This window comes from Ciceribacter sichuanensis, from assembly GCF_024055605.1.
GTDB classification, from domain to species: domain Bacteria; phylum Pseudomonadota; class Alphaproteobacteria; order Rhizobiales; family Rhizobiaceae; genus Allorhizobium; species Allorhizobium sichuanense.
Map to the genome: position 1 here is coordinate 34628 of NZ_JAMXLX010000008.1, position 25390 is coordinate 60017.

The window sequence follows — 25390 nt, forward strand, 5'->3', positions numbered from 1 at the left end:
GGTTTGCGGCTCCGGAGAAAATCTGCAACTCCGGGAGAATGCCTCGCGATGGCCTATTCTCAACGCTGGCAACTCTTAACATCAGGTGTTGTGCCGCCTTCCACGCACCGCTTGCTTGCGAGCAAGGTTAATACTTGCAATAGCTTGCGTTCAGGCTTGGTTAAGTGTGGAGTGGAGAGGATTTATCCGAAATCGCGCTCGGTCGGAGGTGCGCTCGCGGCCGAATGCGATTGGACCGGACACGTACGTGGACAGGATCGACGCGGAAAACGCTTGGTAAGGCGGCAATCCGCGATATGGCGCTTCTGACGGGAGAACGGGTATCGGCATTTTGCGACAGACGGGACTGTTGAAACGCTGGCTGCTCCTCGTGGCCTGCGCCGTCGCGTTCTGTGCTCTCCTGGCTGCAATCCATGTCTTCCGCCAACAGTCGAGCTTTGCCGCGACCACGGAACTGCTGGTAGACCCGGCCGACCTCGCAACGACCAACACGAATGGTGGGGTAAGAAGCACCCGCCCCGATCCGTCCACTCTCGACAGTCAGATCTATGTGTTGCAGTCACGCCGGGTTCTCGACGCCATCGCCACCGAACTCGACCTGGCAAACGACCCGGTTTTCGCCACGCGAAGCGCCTTATCGGACCAGGCCCCTCCCGCTATGCCGAGCGCCATCACCGAAAGGTTGCGGGCGCGCCTGACCATCGCCAGGGCCGGCAAATCCAGCGTCTTCAGGATCACCGCCAAACATCCGGACGGAACACGTGCGGCACAGATCGCCGACACCGCGGCAAACGTCTATCTCCGGCAATTGAAGGAGGCGCGCGATGAAGAGACGAAACGCACCGCCGATGCCCTCACCGCAAGGGTGGACGAACTGGGAGAGAGCGTTCGCAAGGCCGATCTCGCCTTGGAAACGTTCAAGGCGGAAAACGGCCTTGTCGGTGCCGAGCAGGTGGGACAGCTGGCCGACCAGCAGCTCGCCAACCTCAACCAGCAACTGCTTGATGCCCGCAATACCGAGGAACAGCAGCGCACCATATACGAACAGGCGCGCAACCTGACAGTCGGTTCGCTGGAACAGGGAACCATTCCCGAAGTCCTTCAATCCGGCGCCATCGCGCGCTTGCGCGAACGTTTTGATGCGTTGCAGGAGAGGTATTCGGAACTCGCCATCCATCTCGGCCCGGACCATCCGCAGATGCGCGCCATCGACACGCAGATGACCAGTGTGAAGCAGACGATGCGGACGGAGATCGACCGTCTCAGGCAATCGCTGCGATCCAGCTACCAGCGCGCAACCGCCAACACCCGTTCGCTTGCCGGTCAACTGGAGATCCTGACAAAAGCAAGCGTCGACAGCGCTGCCGTCCGAAGCAGGCTGCGTCAGCTCGAGACCGAGGCCGAAGCGACGCACGCGCCCTACAGGGAAGCAATGGACCGGGTAGAGGAATACAGGCGGCAGCAATCCCTTGTGACGCTCAATTCACGCATCCTCACTGCCGCCGTGCCGGTGGAAAGGCAACCACCCGTCAGGATATGGCCTCTTCTGGGGGCTGTCCTGCTTGGCGGCCTCGCCATCGGTAGCGGCCTCACCTTCCTGACCCGCCTGCCTGTCTCCAGACGCTTGTCGGAACAAACCCTCATGAAACAGACCGGCTTCCCGATCCTTGGCCGCGTCTCTTCCGCGATGCAGGCAACCCGGAAATCCTCCGGCCTCTCACGGCTCCTGCGGTTTGGCCGGTCAACCCGCACGGCATCGCCCCGGGCTGCCAATGACGGCATTCACGATGTGGCGGACAGGCTACAGGCTGCCATGCCATCGGGACGTCGAGGGACGGTTCTCTTGCTCGGCATCGGCGATATCGACGAACCGCGCGGGGTGGCAGCGGACGTCGTGCAGGCGCTGGTCGACGCCGGCCGCGATATTCTATACGCCCCCGGTGCATTGAAGCCAAAGGTAACACGCCTAGGCACTGCGCCTCGACAGGGGGTAACGGGCCTTGCCGACGCGGCAACGGAAGGATCAGCTCCGCTCGCGGAACTCCTGAAATACGAACATCTAGCCTCGGCGGGGAAAGTGACGGCTTTCGCCGGCATCGGTCGCACCTTCTCCCGCTACGACAATATTTCTCACCCTTCGAATGCCGACATGGTGGTCATCAACGCCTGCGGAACACCGGCAGCGAAATGTCTTCCCCAACTCGTTCATGAAGCCGATACGATCGTGGTTCTCATGGAGATCGGCCGGACAACCGGTTCCGACGTCGACGATCTCCTCGAAACACTGGGCTACAGCCGTGACATCGTACTCGGCATCGTTCTCGTGGAGCCGGCCTGAAAAGGCACCCAGCCGGCATCTCCCTTGCAAGCTTTTCCGCACTCATGTTTTCTGGCCGCACGGCAATTGGCATCGAAATTCCGGGACGCGGAGCAGCATGCGGGAAACCGACAACAATGTGCAGGATGTGGGTTTCATTCTGATCCCCGGCTTTGCCCTCATGTGCTATGCCTCCGCCGTCGAGCCGCTGCGGGCGGTCAACCTGCTTGCCGGGCGGGAACTCTATCGCGTCCACGTGTATTCGCCGTCAGGTGAACTTGTTCCCTCCTCTTCTGGCGCCGTCGTCCCCGCCGAACCGCTGGCTTCGGCGAAGCGGGAACGTCTGCATTCGCTCTTCGTCATTGCCGGCGGCCATCCCTCCGGCTGGCAATGGCCGACCGTTCATGCCAGCCTGCGCGCCTTCGAGCGTGATGGCGTGACGATCGGCGGGATATCGGGCGGACCCTATCTGCTTGCTGCCGCCGGCCTCCTGACCGATCACCGCTTCACCATCCACTGGGAACACGCACCTGCTCTCATCGAGGATTTTCCGGGCCTCAAGCCCGAGCAGGCGCGCTATATCTTCGACCGCAATCTCCTGACCTGCGGCGGCGGTGTGGCGCCTCTCGACATGATGCATGCACTGATATCCGCCCGCTTCGGCCCCGCCTTCGCCACCCGCGTCAGCGACTGGTACCTGCATACCCATGTCGCCTCATCCGCCGAACCTCAGCGGGCTTCACTCGCCGAACGCCATGGCCTTCATCATCCGGCGCTGCTCGCAGTGCTTGAGAAGATGGAAGCGACGATCGAACATCCGCTCGACCGGGATGCCATGGCGCGGTTTGCCGGTATCACGCCCCGCCATCTCGACCGGTTGTTCGCCGAACATCTCGCCTCGACCTTCCTGCAGGAATACCGTCGGCTCAGGCTCGAACACGCCCGCAAGCTGCTTCAACAGAGCGCCCTTTCCGTGTCGGAAATCGCCTTCGCCTGCGGCTTTGCCAGCCCCGCCCATTTTGCCCGCCGCTACCGGGAACTCTACGGCACCACGCCGAAAAAGGGCCGCAGCCTGTGAATTGACGGCTAAACCTTCGCCACATTCAACATAAATTTCACTGTAGGAAATTAAATTTCTCTCGGGTTGATTTGGAGTTTTTCCTTTGCTAGCCATTGTGCAGTTGCACACTGGCAAGGAGAAGAGCGATGTGCGGAATCGTCGGCCTGTTCCTCAAGGACAAGAGCCTTGAACCCCAACTTGGCGCCCTGCTCTCGGACATGTTGATCACCATGACCGACCGCGGGCCGGATTCGGCGGGCATCGCGATCTATGGCGGCGCGCCCGCGGGCAGGGCCAAGATCACGGTACAATCCACCGAGCCGGAACAGGAATTACCCGGCCTGGAAGCGGACCTCGCCAAGGCGGGAATTCCGGCAAGCGTGACGCTGAAAAGCACCCATGCCGTCATCGAGATCGAGGAAGGCAAGCTTGGCGAGATCCGCTCAGTACTCGCCGAAATCCGTCCCGACATCAGGATCATGGGTTCGGGCGAGAGCGTCGAGATCTACAAGGAAACCGGCCTGCCGAAGGATGTGGTTTCCCGTTTCGACGTGCGCGCCATGGGCGGTACCCACGGCATCGGCCACACCCGCATGGCGACGGAAAGCGCGGTCACCACCCTCGGCGCCCACCCCTTCTCCACCGGTCCCGACCAATGCCTCGTGCACAACGGCTCGCTTTCGAACCACAACAACCTGCGCCGCGAGCTGAAGCGGGAAGGTATGGCCTTCGAAACCGACAACGACTCCGAGGTCGCAGCCGCCTATCTCACCGCGGAAATGGCCAAGGGCAAGGATCTTGGCAAGGCGCTGGAAAGCGCCCTCGACGATCTCGATGGCTTCTTCACCTTCGTCGTCGGCACGAAATCCGGCTTCGGCGTGCTGCGCGATCCGATCGCCTGCAAGCCTGCAGTAATGGCCGAGACCGACCAGTACGTCGCCTTCGGCTCCGAATATCGTGCACTCGTCGGCCTGCCCGGCATCGAAAACGCCAGGATCTGGGAGCCGGAACCGGCGACCGTCTATTTCTGGGATCACGAGAAAGCCGCCTGAACCATGCCAGTCTTTGACCTCTCCCAAACGCCGCTCCGCGAACTCAACAGCGCCCTTCACCAGATAGAGAAGGGTGCCAACGACACCGTCTTCGAAGTGGTGAACCCGCGCGGCAGCCACGCCGTCGCCGTCGGCATCGACAGCCCCGTTACCGTCGAGGTGAAGGGTTCCGTTGGGTACTATTGCGCCGGCATGAACGACGGCGGCACGGTCACCGTGCACGGTTCGGCCGGTCCCGGCGTCGCCGAGAACATGATGTCCGGCACTGTCGTCATCGAAGGCGATGCTTCGCAATATGCCGGCGCAACCGGCCGCGGCGGGCTTCTCGTTATCAAGGGCAATGCCGCCTCGCGCTGCGGCATCTCGATGAAGGGTATCGACATCGTCGTCCATGGCAGCATCGGCCACATGTCCGCCTTCATGGGGCAATCAGGCCATTTGGTCGTGCTCGGCGATGCCGGCGAGGCCCTGGGCGACAGTCTCTACGAAGCGAAGCTCTTCGTGCGCGGCACGGTGAAAAGCCTCGGCGCGGATTGCGTCGAAAAACAGATGAAGCCGAAGCATCTCGAAAAGCTCGCCGCTCTCCTGGAGAAGGCAGGCGTCAAAGACGTCAAGCCGGAAGAGTTCAAGCGCTACGGCTCCGCCCGCAAGCTCTACAATTTCAACATCGACAACGCCGACGCGTACTGAGGCGAGGAACAGCCATGAGCTATCAGAACCCCTACACCCCGCCGCGCAAGTCAGCCACCTTCGACGACTATACGCTTGCCGAAATCCGCCGCGCGGCAGCAACCGGCATCTATGACATTCGCGGTGGCGGCACCAAGCGCAAGGTGCCCCATTTCGACGACCTCCTGTTCCTTGGCGCGTCGATCTCCCGCTATCCGCTCGAAGGTTACCGCGAGAAATGCGACACCTCGGTCGTTCTAGGCACCCGATTTGCTAAGAAGCCTATCGAGCTGAAGATCCCGATCACCATTGCCGGCATGAGCTTCGGCGCGCTTTCCGGCAATGCCAAGGAAGCGCTAGGACGCGGCGCGACGCTCGCCGGAACCTCCACCACGACGGGTGACGGCGGCATGACCGACGAGGAGCGCGGCCACTCGGAAAAGCTCGTCTACCAGTACCTGCCCTCCCGCTACGGCATGAACCCGAAGGATCTCCGCCGCGCCGATGCGATCGAGGTCGTGGTCGGACAGGGCGCCAAGCCCGGCGGCGGCGGCATGCTGCTTGGCCAGAAGATTTCCGACCGCGTCGCCGAAATGCGCACTTTGCCCAAGGGTATCGACCAGCGTTCGGCCTGCCGTCACCCCGACTGGACCGGCCCCGACGATCTGGAAATCAAGATCCTTGAGCTGCGCGAAATCACCGACTGGGAAAAACCCATCTACATCAAGGTCGGCGGCGCACGCCCATACTATGACACGGCACTGGCCGTGAAGGCCGGGGCCGATGTCGTGGTTCTCGACGGCATGCAGGGCGGCACCGCAGCAACGCAGGACGTCTTCATCGAACATGTCGGTATGCCGACACTCGCCTGCATCCGTCCGGCCGTGCAGGCGCTTCAGGATCTCGGCATGCACCGCAAGGTCCAGCTCGTCGTTTCCGGTGGTATTCGGTCGGGCGCCGACGTCGCCAAGGCGCTGGCGCTCGGCGCCGATGCCGTTTCGATCGGCACCGCCGCGCTGGTCGCCATCGGCGACAACGATCCCCATTGGGAGGCGGAATACCAAAAGCTCGGCACCACGGCCGGCGCCTATGACGACTGGCACGAGGGCAAGGACCCCGCCGGCATCACCACGCAGGACCCGGAACTCGCCAGGCGGCTCGATCCGGAGATCGCCGGCCGCAGGCTCGCAAACTACCTGAAGGTCATGACGCTCGAGGCCCAGACCATCGCCCGCGCCTGCGGCAAGAACAAGCTTCATAATCTGGAGCCGGAAGACCTCTGCGCGCTGACCATGGAAGCCGCCGCCATGGCGCAGGTGCCACTTGCCGGCACCAGCTGGTACCCCGGCAAGGGAGGTTTCTGATCCTCCCAGCCAACCCCGCTTACATCGCCAGAAGTGTCTTCATAAAATCCAAAAGGGGAACGAAGTGACACTGGATCTCGAAAGCTATGCCAAGGAGCATGGCGTCAAATATTTCATGATCAGTTATACCGATCTCTTCGGCGGACAGCGGGCAAAGCTCGTTCCCACCGCGGCGATCAAGGGCATGCAGGAGGAAGGCGCGGGTTTTGCCGGCTTCGCCACATGGCTCGACATGACGCCGGCCCATCCAGACCTTTTCGCTTTGCCGGACGCCTCTTCCGTCATACAGCTCCCTTGGAAGAAGGAAGTCGCCTGGGTGGCGGCCGACTGCTACATGGAAGGAAAGCCGGTCGAGCAGGCTCCGCGCAACGTGTTGAAACGGCTGATCGCGGAAGCCGCCGCCGACGGGATGCGCGTAAAGACCGGCGTTGAGGCCGAATTCTTCCTGATTTCCGCCGACGGCTCGGAAATCTCCGACCGAGCCGATACTGCCGAGAAACCCTGCTACGACCAGCAGGCGCTGCTGCGTCGCTACGATGTGATTTCCGAAATCTGCGACTACATGCTGGAACTTGGCTGGGGTCCCTACCAGAACGACCACGAGGACGCGAACGGCCAGTTCGAGATGAACTGGGAATTCGACGACGCGCTGAAAACCGCCGACAAGCACTCCTTCTTCAAGTTCATGGTGAAATCGGTCGCGGAGAAACATGGGCTTCGCGCTACCTTCATGCCGAAACCCTTCAAGGGATTGACCGGCAATGGCTGCCATTGCCACATCTCGGTCTGGGATGCACACGGCAAGGTCAATGTCTTTGCCGATGGCGACGCGGACTTCGGCCTTTCGGCCAAGGGCCGAAATTTCCTCGGCGGCATCATGGCGCATGCCTCGGCAATCGCCGCCATTACCAATCCAACGGTCAACTCCTACAAGCGCATCAACGCGCCGCGCACCATCTCCGGCGCCACATGGTCGCCGAACACCGTCACCTGGACCGGCAACAACCGCACCCATATGGTGCGCGTGCCCGGCCCCGGCCGCTTCGAACTGCGTCTGCCTGACGGCGCCGTGAACCCCTATCTCCTGCAGGCCGTCATCATCGCCTGCGGTATCAACGGCGTCCGCAACAAGGCCGACCCCGGCCCGCACTACGATATCGACATGTATCAGGAAGGCCATCTGGTAAAGGACGCGCCGCGTCTTCCGCTCAATCTTCTCGATGCGCTTCGTGAATACGACGGGGATACGCTTTTGAAAGGCGCAATGGGAACGGAGTTTTCCGCCGCCTATCTTAAGCTCAAGCACAATGAATGGAACGCCTACGCCGCCCATTTTACCGAGTGGGAACGCACCACCACACTCGATATCTAGGGCTGCCGGAACTTCCGTTCGGGCGACAATTCGCCATTCCCGAATCATGGCGTCGGATCTATCCGACGCCTTTTGATTAGAGTAGAGACAGCCCGCGCGGTTTGCCGAGCGAGTAGAGGATGAGAACATGACGAGCTATGTACTGACGGTTTCCTGCAAGTCCACGAGGGGCATCGTCGCCGCCATTTCCGGTTATCTGGCCGGCGCCGGTTGCAACATTGTCGATAGCTCCCAGTTCGATGACCTCGGCACCGGCAAGTTCTTCATGCGCGTGAGCTTCATTTCCGAGGAAGGCGCAAAGCGCGACACGCTGGTGGAAGGCTTTGCCCCGATTGCCGAGAAGTTCGGCATGGATTGCGAATTCCACGACGCCGCGCAGCGGATGAAGGTGCTCTTGATGGTATCGCGCTTCGGCCACTGCCTGAACGACCTTCTCTATCGCTGGAAGATCGGCGCGCTGCCTATCGACATCGTCGGCGTGGTATCGAACCATTTCGATTACCAGAAGGTCGTGGTCAATCACGACATACCCTTTTACCACATCAAGGTGACGAAGGAGAACAAGCCGCAGGCGGAAGCACAGCTTCTGGACCTCGTCGAGCAGACCGGCACGGAACTGATCGTGCTCGCCCGCTACATGCAGGTGCTGTCCGACAGCCTCTGCAAGAAGATGTCCGGCAAGATCATCAACATTCACCACTCCTTCCTGCCGAGCTTCAAGGGCGCAAACCCCTACAAGCAGGCCTTCGAACGTGGCGTGAAGCTGATCGGCGCAACCGCCCACTATGTCACCGCGGACCTCGACGAAGGCCCGATCATCGAGCAGGACGTTGCCCGCATCACCCATGCCCAGTCCGCGGATGACTATGTTTCGATCGGCCGCGATGTCGAAAGCCAGGTGCTCGCCCGCGCCATACACGCCCATATCCATCATCGCACCTTCATCAACGGCAACCGCACCGTCGTCTTCCCGGCCAGCCCGGGTTCCTACGCTTCCGAGCGCATGGGCTGAAGACAGCTCGACACAAGGGACGGCGACCCGCCGTCCCGTTGCGGCGTGGTATGGACGCGGTCACTTCCTCTGATAATGTCACAGCTGTGATTCACGAGGGGAAACAAGCATGCCGGACTCCGCTCTTCTTCAGCGCACCGAGCTGCCGAGACCAAATGTGTCGGAGGCGCAGGCCCGGGAAATCCTGAAGGACCATTACCGGCTGGAAGGTACGATCCGCGAACTGGGAAGCCAGCAGGATCGCAACTACCTGATCGACACCGGCGAAGCCCATTTCGTTCTCAAGATCTGCCGTGCGGAATATGCGACCGTAGAGCTGGAAGCACAGAATGCCGCAATGCGTCATCTCGGCTCACTGCCCGGCATGCCGCGCATCCCCCAGCCGGTTGCCGCACCGGAAACCGGCGAGGACATCCTCTTCCTCTCGCTGGAAGGCGAAGACTATCAGGTCCGGCTCCTGACTTTCCTCGAAGGCGAATCCCTGACCCGCCGCAAGTATCTAGCCCCTTCCGTGGTTGCCGAACTCGGAGCGGTTTCCGCCCGCATCGCCAGAGGGCTGGAAGGCTTCAGCCACGCCGGCCTGCAGCGTGATCTGCAATGGGATCTTCGCCGCGCCGGCCCGGTCGCCCTGCATCTCCTGAAATCCGTGACCGATCAGGATCGCCGCGACCGCATCGCCAAGGCGATGATTTCAGCGGTCAAGCGCATTCAGCCCCTCGCGCCGGCGCTCCGCACCCAGGCGATCCATCACGACATCACCGACGACAACGTCGTGGCCCGGCCCGATGCCGGCGGCCGGCTGATGCCCGATGGCGTGATCGACTTCGGCGACGTCATCTCCGGCTGGCTGGTGGCCGACCTTGCGGTGACCTGCACCGCCCTGCTGCACCATGCAGACGGCGACCCTTTCTTCATTCTGCCCGCCATTCGCGCGTTCCAGAATATCCATCCGCTGAACGAAGAAGAGCTGCGGGCGCTCTGGCCTCTGGTCGTCGCCCGTGCCGGCGTGCTTGTCGCCAGCACCGAGCAGCAGCTCGCCATCGATCCGGACAACGAATATGTCATCGGTAATGCCGACCACGAGCGCGAGATGTTCGAGGTTGCGACCTCGGTTCCATTCGTGCTGATGGAGACCGCAATCCTCCAGCTTACCGGCATCGCGGACAAGGCGTTGCCGGCGATCGGCCGTCTCCTTCCGGACATCGCACCGGAAGCCATTCACCTGACCGATCTCTCGGTACTGAGTGCGGAGCTTGCGGAAAACAACTGGTCCGACCCGGAAATCGACTGGCGCGTGCTCGCCCGGGCCGCCACCGAAACCGGCGCGGCCTCGACCCGCTACGGCGAATACCGGTTGTCCTACACCCAGCCGCTCTTGCCGCGCGCGCCTGCGACTTTCGCGCTGCATGTCGATGTCTGCGTGCCGGCTGAAGCGCAGGCTGTCGCCCCCTTCGACGGAACGCTGCTGAAGGATGGCCATCACCTCATTCTTTCGTCCCCGGACATTCGCCTGCATCTCGACGGGCTTGAATCCCCGCTCGAACATGAGACCGCGGTCTCCGCGGGCGATCCGATCGGCGTTGTCTCCGGCCATCCGGGCTCCGTCGGTGGTCTCAGGCTGCAGCTTTGCCGCGACGCCAACCTCGTGCCGCCACTCTTTGCCCGACCCGGGCACGCGGCCGCGTGGTCGAGGCTTGCTCCGTCGCCGTCACCACTCCTTGGCGTCGATCTGGATGCGCCCGCCCCCACGAGCCGCGAACTGCTGGAAAAGCGGCACAAGAGCTTCGCCAGGCCGCAGAAGAATTATTACGCCGAACCGCCGCAAATCGAGCGCGGCTGGAAGGAACACATGTTCGATGTGACTGGCCGCGCCTATCTCGATATGGTCAACAACGTCACGATCCTCGGCCACGGCCATCCGCGACTCGCGCGCGCTGCCGGCCGTCAGTGGTCGCTGCTCAACACCAACTCGCGCTTCCATTATGCGGCCGTCGCGGAATTTTCCGACCGTCTGGCTTCGCTTGCGCCTGATGGCCTCGATACGGTCTTCCTCGTCAACAGCGGTTCAGAAGCCGTCGACCTCGCACTGCGCCTCGCCTGGGCCCATAGCGGAGCCCGCAACATCATCAGCCTGCTTGAGGCCTATCACGGCTGGACGGTGGCGAGCGACGCCGTTTCCACCTCCATCGCCGACAACCCGAAAGCGCTCGAAACGCGTCCCGACTGGGTGCACCCCGTCACCGCGCCCAACACCTATCGCGGCCCCTTTCGCGGGGCGTCATCGACCCCGGATTATGTTGCGCGCGTCGAGGCGGCGCTGGAAGCGCTCGATCTGGTGGGCGAAGGCCTCGCGGGCTTCATCTGCGAAAGCGTCTACGGCAATGCGGGCGGCATTCCCCTGCCCCCGGGTTATCTCAGCGAAGTCTATGCCAAGGTGCGCGAGCGTGGCGGCGTGTGCATCGCCGACGAGGTTCAGGTCGGCTACGGGCGTCTTGGACACTACTTCTGGGGCTTCGAGGAACAGGGCGTCGTTCCCGATATCGTCACCATCGCCAAGGGAATGGGCAACGGCCAGCCACTCGGCGCTGTCATCACCCGCCGGGAAATCGCCGACAGCCTGGAAAAGGAAGGCTATTTCTTCTCCTCTGCCGGCGGCAGCCCTGTCAGCTGCGTCGTCGGCATGACGGTGCTCGATATCATGCGCGATGAAGCTTTGCAGGAGAACGCGCGCGACACCGGCGATTACCTGAAATCCCGGCTTCAGGCGCTCGGTCAGCGCTTTCCGCTGGTCGGCGCCGTCCATGGCATGGGGCTTTATCTCGGGCTGGAATTCATCCGCGACCAGGAAACGCTGGAGCCGGCAACGGAAGAGACCGCGGCAATCTGCGACAGGCTGCTGGATCTCGGCGTCATCATGCAGCCGACAGGCGATCATCTTAACGTTTTGAAAATAAAACCGCCGCTGTGCCTGAGCCGCGAGAGCGCCGATTTCTTCGCCGACATGCTCGAAAAGGTACTTTGCGAGGGCTGGTAGAACATTTTAGCGACAGCGAAAGATCTTAATTCACGATAACCGCGACATCGGATCTTTTCCGATGTCGTCAACATTTCACACATCGCAACACCAGCTCGCTCAGAATCCGTCTTCCCATTGCTTTACGCGCCGGTTTATCCTTGGTCCGCAGCCCACCCTGCCGAAGGGAGTATGATGTTAACCTTGCCTGACCAGATCTCCACCACGTGGATGATGAACGGTATCGCGTTGTTTCTGGCCAAGCATCTGCTTGCGGATTTCATCTTGCAGACCAAATGGATGGCGCTCGGCAAGGAACGGGTGCAAGGCTGGCTCGTGCCGCTCACAATTCATGCCGCCGTCCATGGTGCCCTGACCACCGCAATCTTTGCCACGCTCGCCCCGCCGCTGGCATGGATCGGCGCCGTCGACTTTGCCATCCACTTCGCCATCGATCGGTCGAAGGCTATCATCCAGCAGCACTACGCTTTGACCACGACGACAACCGGCTTCTGGTGGCTGCTTGGCACCGACCAGACGCTGCATCACATCACCCATCTTGTCTTCGCCATCATTCTGGCGACAAGCCAGACCCTTTGACAACGAGCGCATCGCGCGCTTCCTCGACGATCCACTCCCGGAATGCGGAAAGCGGCGGATAGTCAGCCCTCTCCCGCGTGAAGGCGAGATAATAGCGTTCGGCACTCTCGGCCTCACCCTCGATTGCCGGCACCAGTTCGCCCCGTTCCAGTTCATCACGAAACAGAAAGACGGGCAGAAGCGCAACGCCAAGCCCGCCAATGGCCGCCTGCGCCACCGTGGCGAACTGGTCGAACAACATGCCATGGACACTTTCGAAGGCCACCCCGCGACCTGTCAGCCAGCGCTCCCAGGCATCCGGACGCGTCGTCAGGTGCAGCAGGGGCGCATCGAGAATATCCGCCGGCTCGTCCAGCTTGTGTGCGTCCCTGAATGCCGGGCTGCACATCGGCAGCGTCGTCTCCCGCATCAGGAAATCAAGCTCCGCGCCGGGCCATACCGGATCGCCGAAATGAATGGCCGCGTCGATGGAATCCAGCCGGAAATCGAAAGGTGACAGGCGCGTGACCATATTGATGGTGATACCGGGATGAGCGGACAGGAACTTGCCCAGCCGCGGGGCGAGCCACCGCGCGCCGAAGGTCGGCAGAATGGCGAGATTGAGCGAGCCGCCATCCGGGTTTGCCCGAAGGTTGAGCGAGGCGCTGGAGATGCGACGCAGGGCCTCGCGGATCTCGCGTGCATAGCCGTCACCGGCAACGGTGAGGCGGATCGTCTGACGCTCGCGCAGGAAAAGCTCCACGCCGAGCTGGGTTTCCAGTGCCTTGATCTGGCGGCTGACCGCGCTCTGGGTGAGATCCAGTTCACGCGCCGCCGCCGTAATACTGCCGGTGCGCGCCGCGGCCTCGAAAGCGGCCAGCAGGGAGAGTGACGGAAGAAAGCGTCTGGCCGCCAGCATGTCATGCGCCTCTGGAATGAACTCTTGAGAAATTATCGTTGGAACGGGTTAGTTTCGTCTTCTAAATTTCGCAAGACTTTACGTTTCGGAATGACGCGCCGACGAACGCTGCTTCCTCCGGGGAGGGACGAAGCAGCCGCCGTGCCATCCCGCCCGGAACGCGTCTTTGAGGCCAGTTGTCACGGCCACGTCAGAGGATGGCATCATGCTGAACGACCCCCGCTCCCACGGTCTATGGGAAAGAACCGCTCCCGCGGCCCCTTCGACTCCAGCCCTGTCCGGCAATGCCGATGCGGACGTCGTGATCGTCGGCGGTGGCTACACTGGCATTTCCGCTGCCCTTCATCTTGCTCAGGCGGGCACGAAGGTCGTCCTGCTCGAGGCCACCGAAATCGGCTTTGGCGGCGCGGGCCGCAATGTCGGCCTGATCAATGGCGGCATGTGGGTCATGCCGCTGGAAATTCCGGGCGTACTCGGCCCGGTCTATGGCGAACGGGTACTCGACCTTCTCGGCAATGCGCCCCTGCTGGTGCGTGAACTGGTCGAAAAACACAACATCGAATGCGAGATCGAGAAGAACGGCACCCTGCATTGCGCCGTCGGCGAGGAAGGCCTGAAGGAAATCAAGGAGCGCTGTGCGCAATGGGCCGCACGAGGCGCCGATGTCCGTGTCCTTTCAGCAGAGGAAACGGCAAAGCGTATTGGAACGAAGGCCTATAGCGGCTCGCTTCTCGACATGCGCGCCGGTACGCTGCAGCCGCTCGCCTATGTGCGCGGCCTTGCCAAGGCGGCCATAGCCGCCGGCGCGAAGATCCACACCGGCAGCGCCGCCATCTCGACCGAGCGCAACGGCAACCGCTGGATCGTCAGGACGAAGAACGGCTCCGTCACGGCCAACTGGATCGTCGTCGCCTCGGAATTCTATTCGACCGGCCCATGGGAACAGGTTCGCAACGAACAGGTGCTGCTGCCCTACTTCAACTTCGCCACGGTGCCGTTGTCGAAGACCCAGCTCGAAAAGATCCTGCCGGGCCGCGAGGGATGCTGGGACACCAAGGAAATCCTCTCCTCTTTCCGCATGGACAGGGCCGGTCGCCTTGTATTCGGCAGCGTCGGCGCGCTGCGCAATACCGGCGCGTCCATCCATCGCTCCTGGGCGAAGCGCTCGCTGAAGAGGCTTTTCCCCGAACTTGGGGATATCGCCTTCGAGGCCGAGTGGTTTGGCCGCATCGGCATGACCGACGACGCCATTCCGCGCTTCCACAAGTTCGCGCCGAATGTCGTGGGCTTCTCCGGCTATAACGGCCGCGGCATTGCACCCGGCACGGTTTTCGGTAAGACGCTGGCACGCCATATTCTGGGCGAACTCTCCGAGGAGGAGATGCCATTGCCGGTTACGGATGTGAAAGAGGCCCCTCTTCGCAACCTCAAGGGCGCCTATTACGAGGCAGGCGCCCAGATCGCCCATTTTGCCGGCGAACGCTTCTGAAAGCGGAACACGCCGAACCACGAAACGACAACGGAACACAACAGGATACCGGAAGGAACTCCATGACCCTTGCCAAACAGAATTTCGCAGCGGAAGTCGCATCCATCATGGCCAAGCTCGGCGTACCCGCCTCGGCCCTGACCGGCGGCTCGCTAACCGTCCGCTCCCCGATCAACGGCGAACAGATCGCCGCCCTCAGCGAAATCGACGCCGCCGGCACCAAGGCTGCAATCGAAGCCGCCCACCAGGCCTTCCTCGAATGGCGCCTCGTACCGGCTCCCAAGCGTGGCGAACTCATCCGCCTGCTCGGCGAGGAACTGCGCGCCGCCAAGGCTGACCTCGGTCGTCTCGTCTCCATCGAAGTCGGCAAGATCACATCCGAAGGTCTCGGCGAAGTTCAGGAAATGATCGACATCTGCGATTTCGCAGTCGGCCTTTCCCGTCAGCTTTACGGCCTGACGATCGCCACCGAACGCTCAGAACACCGCATGATGGAAAGCTGGCATCCGCTCGGCGTCACCGGCATCATCTCCGCCTTCAACTTCCCGGTCGCCGTCTGGTCGTGGAACTCGGCGCTGGCGCTCGTCTGCGGCAACTCGACCATCTGGAAGCCATCGGAAAAGACCCCGCTCACCGCCATCGCCACCCAAGCGATCTTCGAAAAGGCTGTCAGCCGCTATGTCGCAGACGGCAACAAGGCTCCGGCAAACCTCTCGACGCTTCTAATCGGCGGCCGTGACATCGGTGAAATCCTCGTCGACAATCCGAAGGTTCCGCTGATCTCCGCAACCGGCTCCACCGCCATGGGCCGCGCCGTCGGTCCGCGCGTCGCCGGCCGTTTCGGCCGCTCGATCCTCGAACTCGGCGGCAACAACGCGGCAATCGTCTGCCCGACCGCCGACCTCGACCTGACCCTGCGTGGCGTCGCCTTTGCCGCCATGGGCACGGCCGGCCAGCGCTGCACCAGCCTGCGTCGCCTGTTCGTCCACGAAAGCGTTTACGACACGCTGGTTCCGCGCCTCATCAAGGCCTACGGCTCAGTTTCCATCGGCAACCCGCTGGAAACCGGCACCCTGATCGGCCCGCTGATCGACAAGGGCGCTTTCGACCGTATGCAGACGGCCCTTGAAGCCGCCAAGGCAGCCGGCGGCAAGGTGGCGGGCGGTGACCGCGTCAATACCGAAGAAGCCGCAGACGCCTTCTACGTGCGCCCGGCTCTCGTCGAGATGCCGGCCCAGACCGGCCCGGTCGTCGAGGAAACCTTCGCCCCGATCCTCTACGTCATCAAGTATAGCGACTTCGACGATGCACTCGCGCTGAACAATGACGTGCCGCAGGGCCTCTCCTCCTCGATCTTCACCAACGATCTGCGCGAGGCGGAAGCCTTCGTTTCGGACCGTGGCTCGGATTGCGGCATCGCCAACGTCAACATCGGCCCCTCGGGCGCCGAAATCGGTGGCGCCTTCGGCGGCGAAAAGGAAACCGGTGGCGGCCGTGAAAGCGGTTCGGACGCCTGGAAGGCCTATATGCGCCGCGCGACCAATACCGTGAACTACGGCCGCACCCTGCCGCTCGCCCAAGGCGTCAAGTTCGACGTGGGCTGATACTAGCCGATAAACAATATCAGGCCGCGCGATCCGCAGGGATCGTGTGGCCTTTTTCATTCCAGGCTTTAGCTTCCAAGACCGGTCTGCGACGAAGGTCGGGCGCGAAAGACTGGCCTTCCCTGTCGGAATCGGACAAGGTACCGGGAGTGAACTTGACGGCTCCCGCGGAGGGCGAATGGATATTCACGATCAGTCGGCGGCCATCGAATTCCTCGGCAGCGCCGAAAGCTACGGCTTCTCCGGACGGGTCGAGGTCATCGAGACCCATATCTCCTTCGTCTTTCTGATCGATGGCCGCGCCTTCAAGCTGAAGCGGGCGGTGAAGCTACCCTATGTCGATTTCTCAACATACGATCTCAGGCTCTATTACTGCCAGCGCGAGGTCGAACTGAACGGCCGTGCGACCCCCGATCTCTATCTCGGCATCCGCCGGATCACCCGCGAAGCCGATGGCCGGCTTGCCTTCAACGGAACCGGCGAATCAGTCGACGTGATCGTCGAGATGACCCGCTTTGCCCAGCATGACCTCTTCGACCGCATGGCGCAGGAAGGCAGGTTGACGACCCGGATCATGGAGGAAACCGCCGGCCTCGTCGCAAGCTTCCATGCCAAGGCGCAGGTCGTTCACGCCGGTAGCGGCTCCGCCAATCTGGCTGGCGTGCTCGATATCAACGAGGCCGGCTTTGCCACCAGCCATATCTTTCCGCCGGAAGAGATCGCGCGTCTGGCCAAGACTTTCCGCGCCGCCTGGCAAGGTCATGCATCCCTAATGGACTGCCGCGAGGAGCAGGACAAGGTGCGCCTCTGTCACGGCGACCTCCACCTCCGGAACCTTTTCATGAGCGCTGCGGGTCCACGCATGTTCGATTGTATCGACTTCAACGACCAGATCGCCACCGTCGATGTGCTCTACGATCTTGCCTTCCTGTTGATGGATCTCTGGCACCGCGGTTTCCCGGACTTCGCCAATATCGTGATGAACCGCTATCTCGACCGCACCGGCGACGATAACGGCTATGCCCTGCTTCCCTTCTTCATGGCCGTGCGGGCCGCCGTGCGCGCGCATGTGACGGGAACCCAGATCGAGGAAGCAGGCGACGCAAATGGTGGCCTTACACAGAGCGCCCGCCGCTATTTCGACTTCGCGGCCGAACTGCTGAAACCCGGCACACCCCGGCTGATCGCGATCGGCGGCCTCAGCGGCTCAGGCAAATCGACGCTGGCCGATGCGCTTGCGCCACGGCTTGGAACTGCACCCGGAGCCCGGCTTCTGGAAAGCGACCGCTTACGCAAGGCGATGTTCGGCATAGCCGTCGACGAGCGTCTGCCGCTTGAGGCCTACCAGCCTGAAGTTTCTCAAAGGGTCTATGACAGCCTCGCCACCCGCGCCGCGAAAATCATCGCCGGCAATGGCGCGGTCGTGGTGGATGCCGTGTTCGACCGGCCGGAGGAACGCAGGCACATCGAGTCCGTTGCAGCCGAGGCCGGAATAGCCTTCACCGGCATATGGCTGGAGGCAGACGCCGAAACCCTGAAAGCCAGGATCGCCGCCCGCCCGCAGGGACAGTCGGATGCGACGACGGATATTCTGGAACGCCAGCTTGCGAAGGATATCGGTGAAATGAACTGGATCCGGCTCGCAACAACGGTGCCGACCAATGAACTTGTGGAGAGGGTGCTGTCCCTCGTCGTGAAGGCCGAATCTGTCTGCGTGTGAGAGACCACTGTCGGGAAGAGCGTAAGCCTTCCCTGACTGAATCCATTGTCTCAAAGAAAATGCCGCGTCTGGAGTTCTACGCTTCGTCGCGGGTCGGGCTCAAAAAGCGGTGCCTCTGGACAACAGCCAACGCAGCATCCGGGCAAGATCGCGCGCCACCCAGCCGGAATTGCGGCCCGATGAGGCCGTAAGATCCATATCCTCGAAAAAACAGACGAGGCGGCGGTCGTCCACCGCCAGAAACGTCCAGCCGATCTGCTTGGCGCCGACAGTCGTCGCCCTGACCTTTTCGGCGAGGAAATCTGCCGGCGTCGACGGATCGGCTATAATCACCACATTGCAGCGGGTGGTGTTGGTGTAGACGTTGAGGAGCGCATCGACGCAATCCTCCTGCGACACACGCAGCCAGCGTTCGTCGCGGGCAATGATGCTCACATGCTCGGGCGGTTTAGACGCCATGACTTCGAGACCGGCATCGACACAAGCCTGAGGCAAAACCATATCGAGCCAGGACTCGATCAACGCATATTCCGCCTCATAGGCCTGCAGCAATTCCATGAAATCCCTCTGGCTCCGTCGACAGCTAAACCTGTACGACGCAGCGCAACATGGCAAGGGGTTTACTGCTTACCGGAGATTGAACCGCACTGGTGCCGTGATCGTCTTGTTGACGCCCGGCGGCGGGGCCGGCACCGGAGATGCGCTTCCCTCCGGTTCAGCTCGGTTAAGCCCAAGGGAAGCGCAACTCAATCAGCCTGATGGGTTCAAGGCCCGAGCCAGGTCAGCAAACACGGTCTGTCCACAGACACCGGTTGGCGCCGAATTATCTAGCGTCAAACTTCACAGCGACAGACAAATGGTTGGCAACGTTATCCACCGGCGGCGGGAGTGGTGAAGAACGACGTACGATAGCGATAGCGGCCGCCTCCAGTGCTGCATCGTCCGACGCACTCTTTGCGGAAACGGAAAGTACGTTCCCAGAGCCATCAAACGTGAAGTACAGATTTACGATAGTTGATTGCTTTACGGGCACCGTTTTTGCGCGCCGGAGAATGTGAGCTCGAACGCGATCCATCCATTTTGCAGGCGATATGCTGTTGTTGCCGCCGCTGCTCGTCTGCTTGGCCGCGGTGCGGTCAGACTTCATGGTGTCGAGTTTCGCCTGACGGGCGGCCTGAGAAGCAGGAGGCTGTGGTGTCGGCTTCTTCCTCTCAACCTTCTTTTCCGGCCTCTTCTTGGGCTGTTCCTCGACCTTCCTCGGTTCGGGAGGGCGTACCACCGGGACCGGCACGGCAACGTTTTCGAGCTGAGCCAATACCTGCTGCTCGATCGGGTCGACCTCCTCCACCACTTCCGGCGGCGGCTCTTCAACAGGCTCCGGCAGGGGTTCCGGTTCCGGCGGCGGCAGCTCTTCAACCACTTCTTCTACTGGCTCAGGCGTCGGTTCCGGATCGGGCGCCGGCGGAGGCTCCACAATCGGCTCCGGAATGATGGAATCCGATTTCACCTCTTCCGCATCCGTCTGATCATTTACGATCTGTTCTTCTTCGGTGTTTGCTGCCACCGGTATGTCTGCCATCTCGATCATGATAGCAGCCGGCGGCGCGGGTTCACCCAAGGGTTCCGGCGTCGACCGCATCAGAAAGGCGACAGCGCCTGCATGGGCGCTCGCCACCAGCACGGCGGCGGACGTCCACAGCAGCAGTTCACCAACAGCGAACCGAGACCGAAATCCGCCAGGGCCAGTCATGGGGTCTGGCCTTCGGCAGGAGCAGTCGGTGCGGCCGGGTTCGATGCAGCGGGCGCCTGTGCAGCAGGCAGCGTTTCAAGGCCGACCAAGGCGATCTTCAGGTATCCGGCGTCACGCAGGAGGTTCATCACCTCCATGAACGCGCCGTAATCGACAGCCTTGTCGGCGCGCAGGAAGATGCGCGCATCCTTGTTGCCTTCGGTCAGACGGTCCAGGTTCGTGCCGAGAGCATCACGCGCCACGGTCTCGTTGCCAAGCGCCAGCGACATGTCTTCCTTGAGCGTCACATAAACCGGCTCATCGGGACGCTCCGCCGGCTTGGCGGTGGAGGCAGGCAGGTCGACGCTGACATCGACGGTGGCAAGCGGCGCCGCCACCATGAAGATGATCAGCAGCACGAGCATGACGTCGATGAATGGCGTGACGTTGATCTCGTGGCTTTCCTGGAGTTCGTCGCCGGAGTGGTTCTCGCGAATACCGCCTGCCATCGTTCTTACTCCGCAGCAAACTTCACGCTGGCATGGCGACCGTCATTCGGCACCTTGCGGAAATCGAGGTCGCGGCTGACGAGCCGCTCGATGCCGGCCGCGGCATCCGCCAGAAGCTGGCGATAGGCTGTCACGGAGCGTGCGAACATGTTGTAGATGATGACCGCGGGGATAGCGGCGACAAGGCCGATCGCGGTTGCCAGAAGCGCTTCGGCGATACCGGGCGCGACGACGGCAAGGTTGGTCGTGTTGGACTGGGAAATGCCGATGAACGAATTCATGATGCCCCAAACCGTGCCAAACAGGCCGACGAACGGAGCAACCGAACCGATGGTCGCAAGAACACCGGTGCCTTTGGCCATGTTCCGGCCCGCGCCGACCTCAATTCGTGCCAGAGCGGAGGAAACACGTTCCTTGACGCCCTCGCCGCCTGCATAATCGATGGCAGCATCCGAAAGACGAACCTCGTGATTGGCAGCGCGTACCATGCCGGCCACGACGCCACCGCGGCGTTCGACATGCGAGAGTGCCTGCCCAAGCGTTGCGGCCTTGATAACTGCGCGCACACCCTTCTTCGCACGGATACGAGCGCCGGTGAGCTGCAGCGTCTTGACCAGCCAGACCGTCCAGGTGGCCAGCGAGGCAAGAGCCAGCGCGATCATAACGGACTTGACCACCCAGTCGGCAGCCATGAACATGCCGAAAGGCGAAAGGTTGTGCGGTAGATCCCCGCGCGGAGCGGAGAGATCGGGCAGGAGGGTTTCCGTAGCCTCGATCGGAGCGGCTTCAACAGGAGCGGAAACCGCCGGTTCGACTGCCACCGGGGCAGCGTCCCGAGCGACAGGCTGCGACCTCTCAGGCTGCTGTGCTACCGGCTGCTCGGTCGCAACCGGCTGGACAGCAACAGGAGCAGCCTGTTCGCCGGCAACGGGAGCGGCGTCGGATGCGGCCGAGGCAGGAACCTCCTGCGCGATAACCGGGGCCGGAGCGGTGGTATCGGCACTTACGGCAGGCGCGGGAGCAACCGGCATTGCGGCCGGAGCCTCCGATGCAGAGACGGCGGGAGCCGTCTCCTGAGCAACGACCGGCTGCGCGGCGAGGATCATCATGCAGGCCACAAAGGCGGCCGCGGCGGAAGGTCCCGAATGACGAAGAAACACTGGGAACTCCTTTTGGCAATGACTGAACAGGACGAGACAGCCCTGCCCGCTTGGGATCGGGTGGGCCGCGACTTCGTCTTCGATAGTAAACTTGACTTCTTTTGACAAGTAATAAACCAAGTTCTGCGGAAAAAACCGGACAAAAAGACACAGGAAATCGAAGGCGCGCGCACCAAATCTCTCCGCGCGGCATGAGGGCGCCGATAGACGCCAGCCGCGAGCCGTACGTCGATTTGATCGTTATCAAGGCAGCGATTGCCGATATGATTATGCTGCACAACATCCAGAGCGTTTCTGGCAACTAAGGAAGCTATTGTGGCACGGGAGGCCTTCATGTCCGCAAAGTTGCAAACCATTGCATGGTTCGAAAACCTCAATCGCGGGGATGTCCCCAAAGTGGGCGGCAAGAACGCCTCGCTCGGAGAGATGGTCCGGACCCTGGCCGCAAAGGGCATCCGGGTGCCTCCGGGATTTGCCACCACGGCCGACGCCTATTGGGACTATGTCGAGGCCAACAAGCTGAGGGACCGGATGACCGCGCTTCTCGCAGAATGGGAGGCGGGCAAGGCGACGCTTGCCGAAACCGGCGAGGCGATCCGCAATATCTTCCTGAAGGGCGACTGGCCGGCTGAAACCGAAGCAGCGATCCGCGCCGCCTATCGCGAGCTTTCGAAACGTGCGGGGCTTGAAGAGATCGAGGTTGCCGTGCGTTCCAGCGCCACGGCGGAAGACCTGCCGGATGCGAGCTTCGCCGGCCAGCAGGAAACCTTCCTGAACATCAAGGGCGAGGCTGCCCTGATCGACGCCTGCCGCCGCTGCTATGCTTCGCTGTTTACCGACCGCGCCATCAGCTACCGCAAGGCCAAGGGTTTCGACCACATGAAGGTCGCGCTCTCCATCGGCGTGCAGCGCATGGTCCGCTCCGATATTGGCGGCTCGGGCGTCATGTTCTCCATCGATACCGAAACCGGCTTCGACAAGGTGGTGCTGATCAACGCTGCCTGGGGTCTGGGTGAAAACGTCGTGCAGGGCGCCGTCGATCCGGACGAATACCAGGTATTCAAGCCTCTGCTGGCCGACGCCGCGTTGAAGCCGCTGATCGAGAAGAAGAAAGGCGCCAAGGCGATCAAGATGATCTACGCGACCGGCGAGAAACCGACGCGCAACGTGCCGACATCCAAGGCCGAACGCGCAGCCTATGTGCTGAGCGAACCGGAAATCCTCGATCTCGCCCGCTGGGCCGTCATCATCGAGGCGCATTACGGTTGCCCCATGGACATGGAATGGGCGCGCGACGGAAAGACGGGCGAAATGTTCATTGTTCAGGCCCGCCCGGAAACCGTTCAGGCTCGGCGTGGCGCCGGCGTCTTCAAGTCCTACAGCATCAACAACAAGGGCAAGGTGCTGGCGAAGGGACTTTCGATCGGCGATGCGGTGGCCAGCGGACAGGTTTGCCTCATCGAAAGCGTCAGGGACATCGACCAGTTCATCGATGGCTCCATTCTCGTCACCCAGACCACCGACCCCGACTGGGTGCCGATCATGAAACGGGCCGCGGCAATCGTGACGGATCACGGCGGGCGCACCTCGCATGCGGCCATCGTCAGCCGCGAACTCGGCCTGCCGGCCGTGGTCGGCACGGGCAACGCCACTGAATTGCTTCACAGCGGCGAGGAGGTAACGATCTCCTGCGCCGAAGGCGATGAAGGCTTCGTCTACGAGGGCATTGCGGACTATGCGGTGAAGGAACTCGATGTCAGCGACCTGCCCGCAACCCGCACGCAGGTCATGCTCAATCTCGCCAATCCCGGCTCCGCCTTCCGCTGGTGGCGAATGCCCTCCGATGGCATCGGTCTTGCTCGCATGGAATTCGTTGTCAGCAATGCGATCCGGGTCCATCCAATGGCGCTGGTCCACTTCGACCGCCTGAAGGACGAGGCAGCCAAGGCCGAGATCGCCGCGCTGACCGCCGGCTACGACGACAAGACCGATTACTTCGTCGACAAGCTCGCCCGTGGCCTTGCCCGCCTTGCAGCCGCCGTCCATCCGAAGCCGGTGATCGTTCGCATGAGCGACTTCAAGACCAACGAATATGCCGGCCTTCTGGGCGGCGCGGAATTCGAGCCGGACGAAGAAAACCCGATGATCGGCTTTCGCGGGGCATCACGCTATTACTCACCGCGATACCGGGAAGGCTTCTCGCTCGAGTGCAAGGCAATCAGGCGGCTGCGCGACGAGATGGGCTTCACCAATGTCGTCGTCATGATCCCATTCTGCCGCTCGGTCGGAGAAGCGGACAAGGTGCTTGCCGTGATGGCGGAGAATGGCCTGAAGCGCGGTGAAAACGGCTTGCAGGTCTATGTGATGTGCGAGATCCCCTCCAACGTCATCCTGGCCGCCAAGTTTGCCGACCGCTTCGACGGCTTCTCCATCGGCTCGAACGACCTCACCCAGCTGACCCTCGGCGTCGATCGCGATTCCGGCGAACTGGCGGATCTCTTCGACGAGCAGGACGAAGCCGTAAAGTGGATGATCGAAAAGGTCATCGCCGAAGCCAACAAGGCCGGGGCCAAGATCGGCCTGTGCGGTCAGGCGCCGAGCGATCATCCGGAGTTTGCCGAATTTCTGGTGAAATGCGGCATCGACTCCATGTCGGTCAGCCCCGACAGCTTTATGGAGGTGAAGCGCAAGGTTGCTGAAACCGAAGCCGCTCTCGGACTTCGCTGAGCGAAGGACTCGGATCGGACAAAACGGACGGAAATATTTCCGTCCGTCTCATTAACAGGGTTCGCGATCAATCGCAGACGACTTCAGCCCTTGCTGGCGTCGTAAAGGCTCAGAATATCCTTCTGCCGGCAAAGCTCGGTGCCCGATGTCATCACTGCCGCGGCACCCGCCGCCATGCCGAGACGGAAGGCGTCGACGATATCCCGCCCCTTGGAGAGCGACCATGTCATGCCTGCCACAAAGCTGTCGCCCGCGCCGACGGCCGATTGCACCGTGACCTTGATTGCGGGAACGCGCGTGATGCTGTCGGAGCTGACCAGAACCGCCCCGTCGGCACCGAGCGTGACGGCGATATACTGCGCTGCACCGCGATGGATGACTTCCTGAGCCGCTGGACCGACGCTTTCGTGATCGAGCTTGCGTCCGACGAGCCCTTCGAGTTCCCCAAGGCTCGGCTTCACCAGAAAGACATGGCAGCTTGCAAGTGTTTCGCGGAGCGCATCGCCGGATGTGTCCAGCACGAAGCGCTGGCCCTTTCGCTGGGCGATTTCGGCCATGCGAAGATAGGTATCCATCGGCACGCCGCGCGGCAGGCTGCCGCTGGCGACGACGTAATCCGCATCGGTGGTTTCGAGCAGATCGAATACCGGCGCTAGTTCCGCTTCGCTGACCAGCGGCCCCTCGGGCACGAAGCGGTATTCGAGATTGGTCGAAAGCTCGTGCACATTGTAGGCGACCCGCACCGGATCGTGGATCTTCATCACATGCTGCCGGATACCGAGCGGCCGCAGCATGGTTTCCAGCAATTCGCCGGTCGCTCCGCCGGAAAGGTAGAGCAGTTCGCAATGACCGCCGAGTTCGACGATGATGCGCGCTACATTGATGCCGCCGCCGCCTGCGTGCTGGCGCTGGTTATGCGTACGGGTCTTGTGCGTGTGCCGCACTTCGTCCGCGTCGCTGGAAATATCGATAGCGGGATTGAGTGCGATGGAGAGAATTTTCGACATGCCCGAAGCTACCGTTCCAATATGACAAATCAAAGAAAACTACCCGGCGATAAAACGCTTGCCCGGCCGATCCGGTATAGCCGCGCAG

The 25390-nt window shown here is 61.9% G+C and carries 19 protein-coding genes; 13 read left to right on the forward strand and 6 right to left on the reverse strand.

Annotated features, from left to right (window positions below):
- Window positions 1-349 precede the first annotated feature (349 nt).
- The 9 genes from NBH21_RS20715 (at window position 350) to NBH21_RS20755 (ending at window position 12459) form a co-directional block, all read left to right on the forward strand.
- Entirely contained in the window at window positions 350-2338 is a 1989-nt protein-coding gene (locus NBH21_RS20715) for a GumC family protein (RefSeq protein WP_250914973.1), read from the forward strand.
- Between the two features lie 97 nt (window positions 2339-2435).
- Window positions 2436-3395, forward strand: a complete 960-nt coding sequence (locus NBH21_RS20720) for a GlxA family transcriptional regulator (protein WP_250914972.1) — start codon at window positions 2436-2438, stop codon at window positions 3393-3395.
- Between the two features lie 128 nt (window positions 3396-3523).
- A complete protein-coding gene (locus tag NBH21_RS20725) occupies window positions 3524-4429 on the forward strand; it encodes a class II glutamine amidotransferase (RefSeq protein WP_250914971.1) in 906 nt (301 codons plus the stop codon).
- A gap of 3 nt (window positions 4430-4432) precedes the next feature.
- A complete protein-coding gene (locus NBH21_RS20730) occupies window positions 4433-5119 on the forward strand; it encodes a GXGXG domain-containing protein (protein ID WP_250914970.1) in 687 nt (228 codons plus the stop codon).
- Between the two features lie 14 nt (window positions 5120-5133).
- Window positions 5134-6462, forward strand: a complete 1329-nt coding sequence (locus NBH21_RS20735; RefSeq protein ID WP_250914969.1) for an FMN-binding glutamate synthase family protein — start codon at window positions 5134-5136, stop codon at window positions 6460-6462.
- 64 nt (window positions 6463-6526) lie between these two features.
- A complete protein-coding gene (gene glnT / locus NBH21_RS20740) occupies window positions 6527-7834 on the forward strand; it encodes a type III glutamate--ammonia ligase (protein ID WP_250914968.1) in 1308 nt (435 codons plus the stop codon).
- 127 nt (window positions 7835-7961) lie between these two features.
- Window positions 7962-8846, forward strand: a complete 885-nt coding sequence (purU, locus tag NBH21_RS20745) for a formyltetrahydrofolate deformylase (RefSeq protein ID WP_163901614.1) — start codon at window positions 7962-7964, stop codon at window positions 8844-8846.
- A gap of 109 nt (window positions 8847-8955) precedes the next feature.
- Window positions 8956-11880 (forward strand): aminotransferase, encoded by a 2925-nt coding sequence (locus NBH21_RS20750; protein WP_250914967.1) that lies wholly within the window; start codon window positions 8956-8958, stop codon window positions 11878-11880.
- A gap of 174 nt (window positions 11881-12054) precedes the next feature.
- Window positions 12055-12459, forward strand: coding sequence for a DUF3307 domain-containing protein (locus NBH21_RS20755; RefSeq protein ID WP_250914966.1), 405 nt, complete (start codon window positions 12055-12057; stop codon window positions 12457-12459).
- Here NBH21_RS20755 and NBH21_RS20760 read toward each other — a convergent pair.
- Window positions 12431-13357 carry a LysR family transcriptional regulator gene (locus tag NBH21_RS20760; protein ID WP_250914965.1) on the reverse strand — a complete coding sequence of 309 codons (927 nt, stop codon included), beginning with the start codon at window positions 13355-13357 and terminating at the stop codon, window positions 12431-12433. The two genes, NBH21_RS20755 and NBH21_RS20760, sit on opposite strands and share 29 nt — an antisense overlap.
- 205 nt (window positions 13358-13562) lie before the next feature.
- On the opposite strand from NBH21_RS20760, the gene NBH21_RS20765 reads away from it, so the two are divergent.
- The 3 genes from NBH21_RS20765 (at window position 13563) to NBH21_RS20775 (ending at window position 18170) form a co-directional block, all read left to right on the forward strand.
- Window positions 13563-14846 (forward strand): NAD(P)/FAD-dependent oxidoreductase, encoded by a 1284-nt coding sequence (locus NBH21_RS20765; RefSeq protein ID WP_250914964.1) that lies wholly within the window; start codon window positions 13563-13565, stop codon window positions 14844-14846.
- 62 nt (window positions 14847-14908) lie between these two features.
- Window positions 14909-16450, forward strand: coding sequence for an L-piperidine-6-carboxylate dehydrogenase (gene amaB / locus NBH21_RS20770; protein WP_250914963.1), 1542 nt, complete (start codon window positions 14909-14911; stop codon window positions 16448-16450).
- Window positions 16451-16628: 178 nt separating this feature from the next.
- Window positions 16629-18170 (forward strand): bifunctional aminoglycoside phosphotransferase/ATP-binding protein, encoded by a 1542-nt coding sequence (locus NBH21_RS20775; RefSeq protein ID WP_250914962.1) that lies wholly within the window; start codon window positions 16629-16631, stop codon window positions 18168-18170.
- A gap of 99 nt (window positions 18171-18269) precedes the next feature.
- Here NBH21_RS20775 and NBH21_RS20780 read toward each other — a convergent pair whose 3' ends face one another.
- The 4 genes from NBH21_RS20780 to exbB all read right to left on the reverse strand — a co-directional run bounded on the left by NBH21_RS20780 (window position 18270) and on the right by exbB (window position 21568).
- Window positions 18270-18728, reverse strand: coding sequence for a hypothetical protein (locus NBH21_RS20780; protein WP_250914961.1), 459 nt, complete (start codon window positions 18726-18728; stop codon window positions 18270-18272).
- 265 nt (window positions 18729-18993) lie between these two features.
- The gene (locus NBH21_RS20785; protein WP_250914960.1) at window positions 18994-19920 is read right to left on the reverse strand and encodes a TonB family protein; all 927 of its coding nucleotides are present in this window, start codon (window positions 19918-19920) and stop codon (window positions 18994-18996) included.
- Window positions 19917-20408, reverse strand: coding sequence for a TonB system transport protein ExbD (gene exbD, locus NBH21_RS20790; protein WP_250914959.1), 492 nt, complete (start codon window positions 20406-20408; stop codon window positions 19917-19919). Before exbD ends, NBH21_RS20785 begins: the two co-directional genes overlap by 4 nt.
- A gap of 5 nt (window positions 20409-20413) precedes the next feature.
- Window positions 20414-21568: a tonB-system energizer ExbB gene (gene exbB / locus NBH21_RS20795; RefSeq protein WP_425340457.1), complete on the reverse strand. Its 1155-nt coding sequence runs from the start codon at window positions 21566-21568 to the stop codon at window positions 20414-20416.
- 333 nt (window positions 21569-21901) lie between these two features.
- Between exbB and ppsA the strand changes: the two genes are divergently transcribed.
- Window positions 21902-24295: a phosphoenolpyruvate synthase gene (gene ppsA / locus NBH21_RS20800; protein ID WP_250914958.1), complete on the forward strand. Its 2394-nt coding sequence runs from the start codon at window positions 21902-21904 to the stop codon at window positions 24293-24295.
- An 83-nt stretch (window positions 24296-24378) separates the two neighbouring features.
- Here ppsA and NBH21_RS20805 read toward each other — a convergent pair whose 3' ends face one another.
- Window positions 24379-25302 carry a 1-phosphofructokinase family hexose kinase gene (locus NBH21_RS20805; RefSeq protein WP_250914957.1) on the reverse strand — a complete coding sequence of 308 codons (924 nt, stop codon included), beginning with the start codon at window positions 25300-25302 and terminating at the stop codon, window positions 24379-24381.
- Window positions 25303-25390 lie beyond the last annotated feature (88 nt).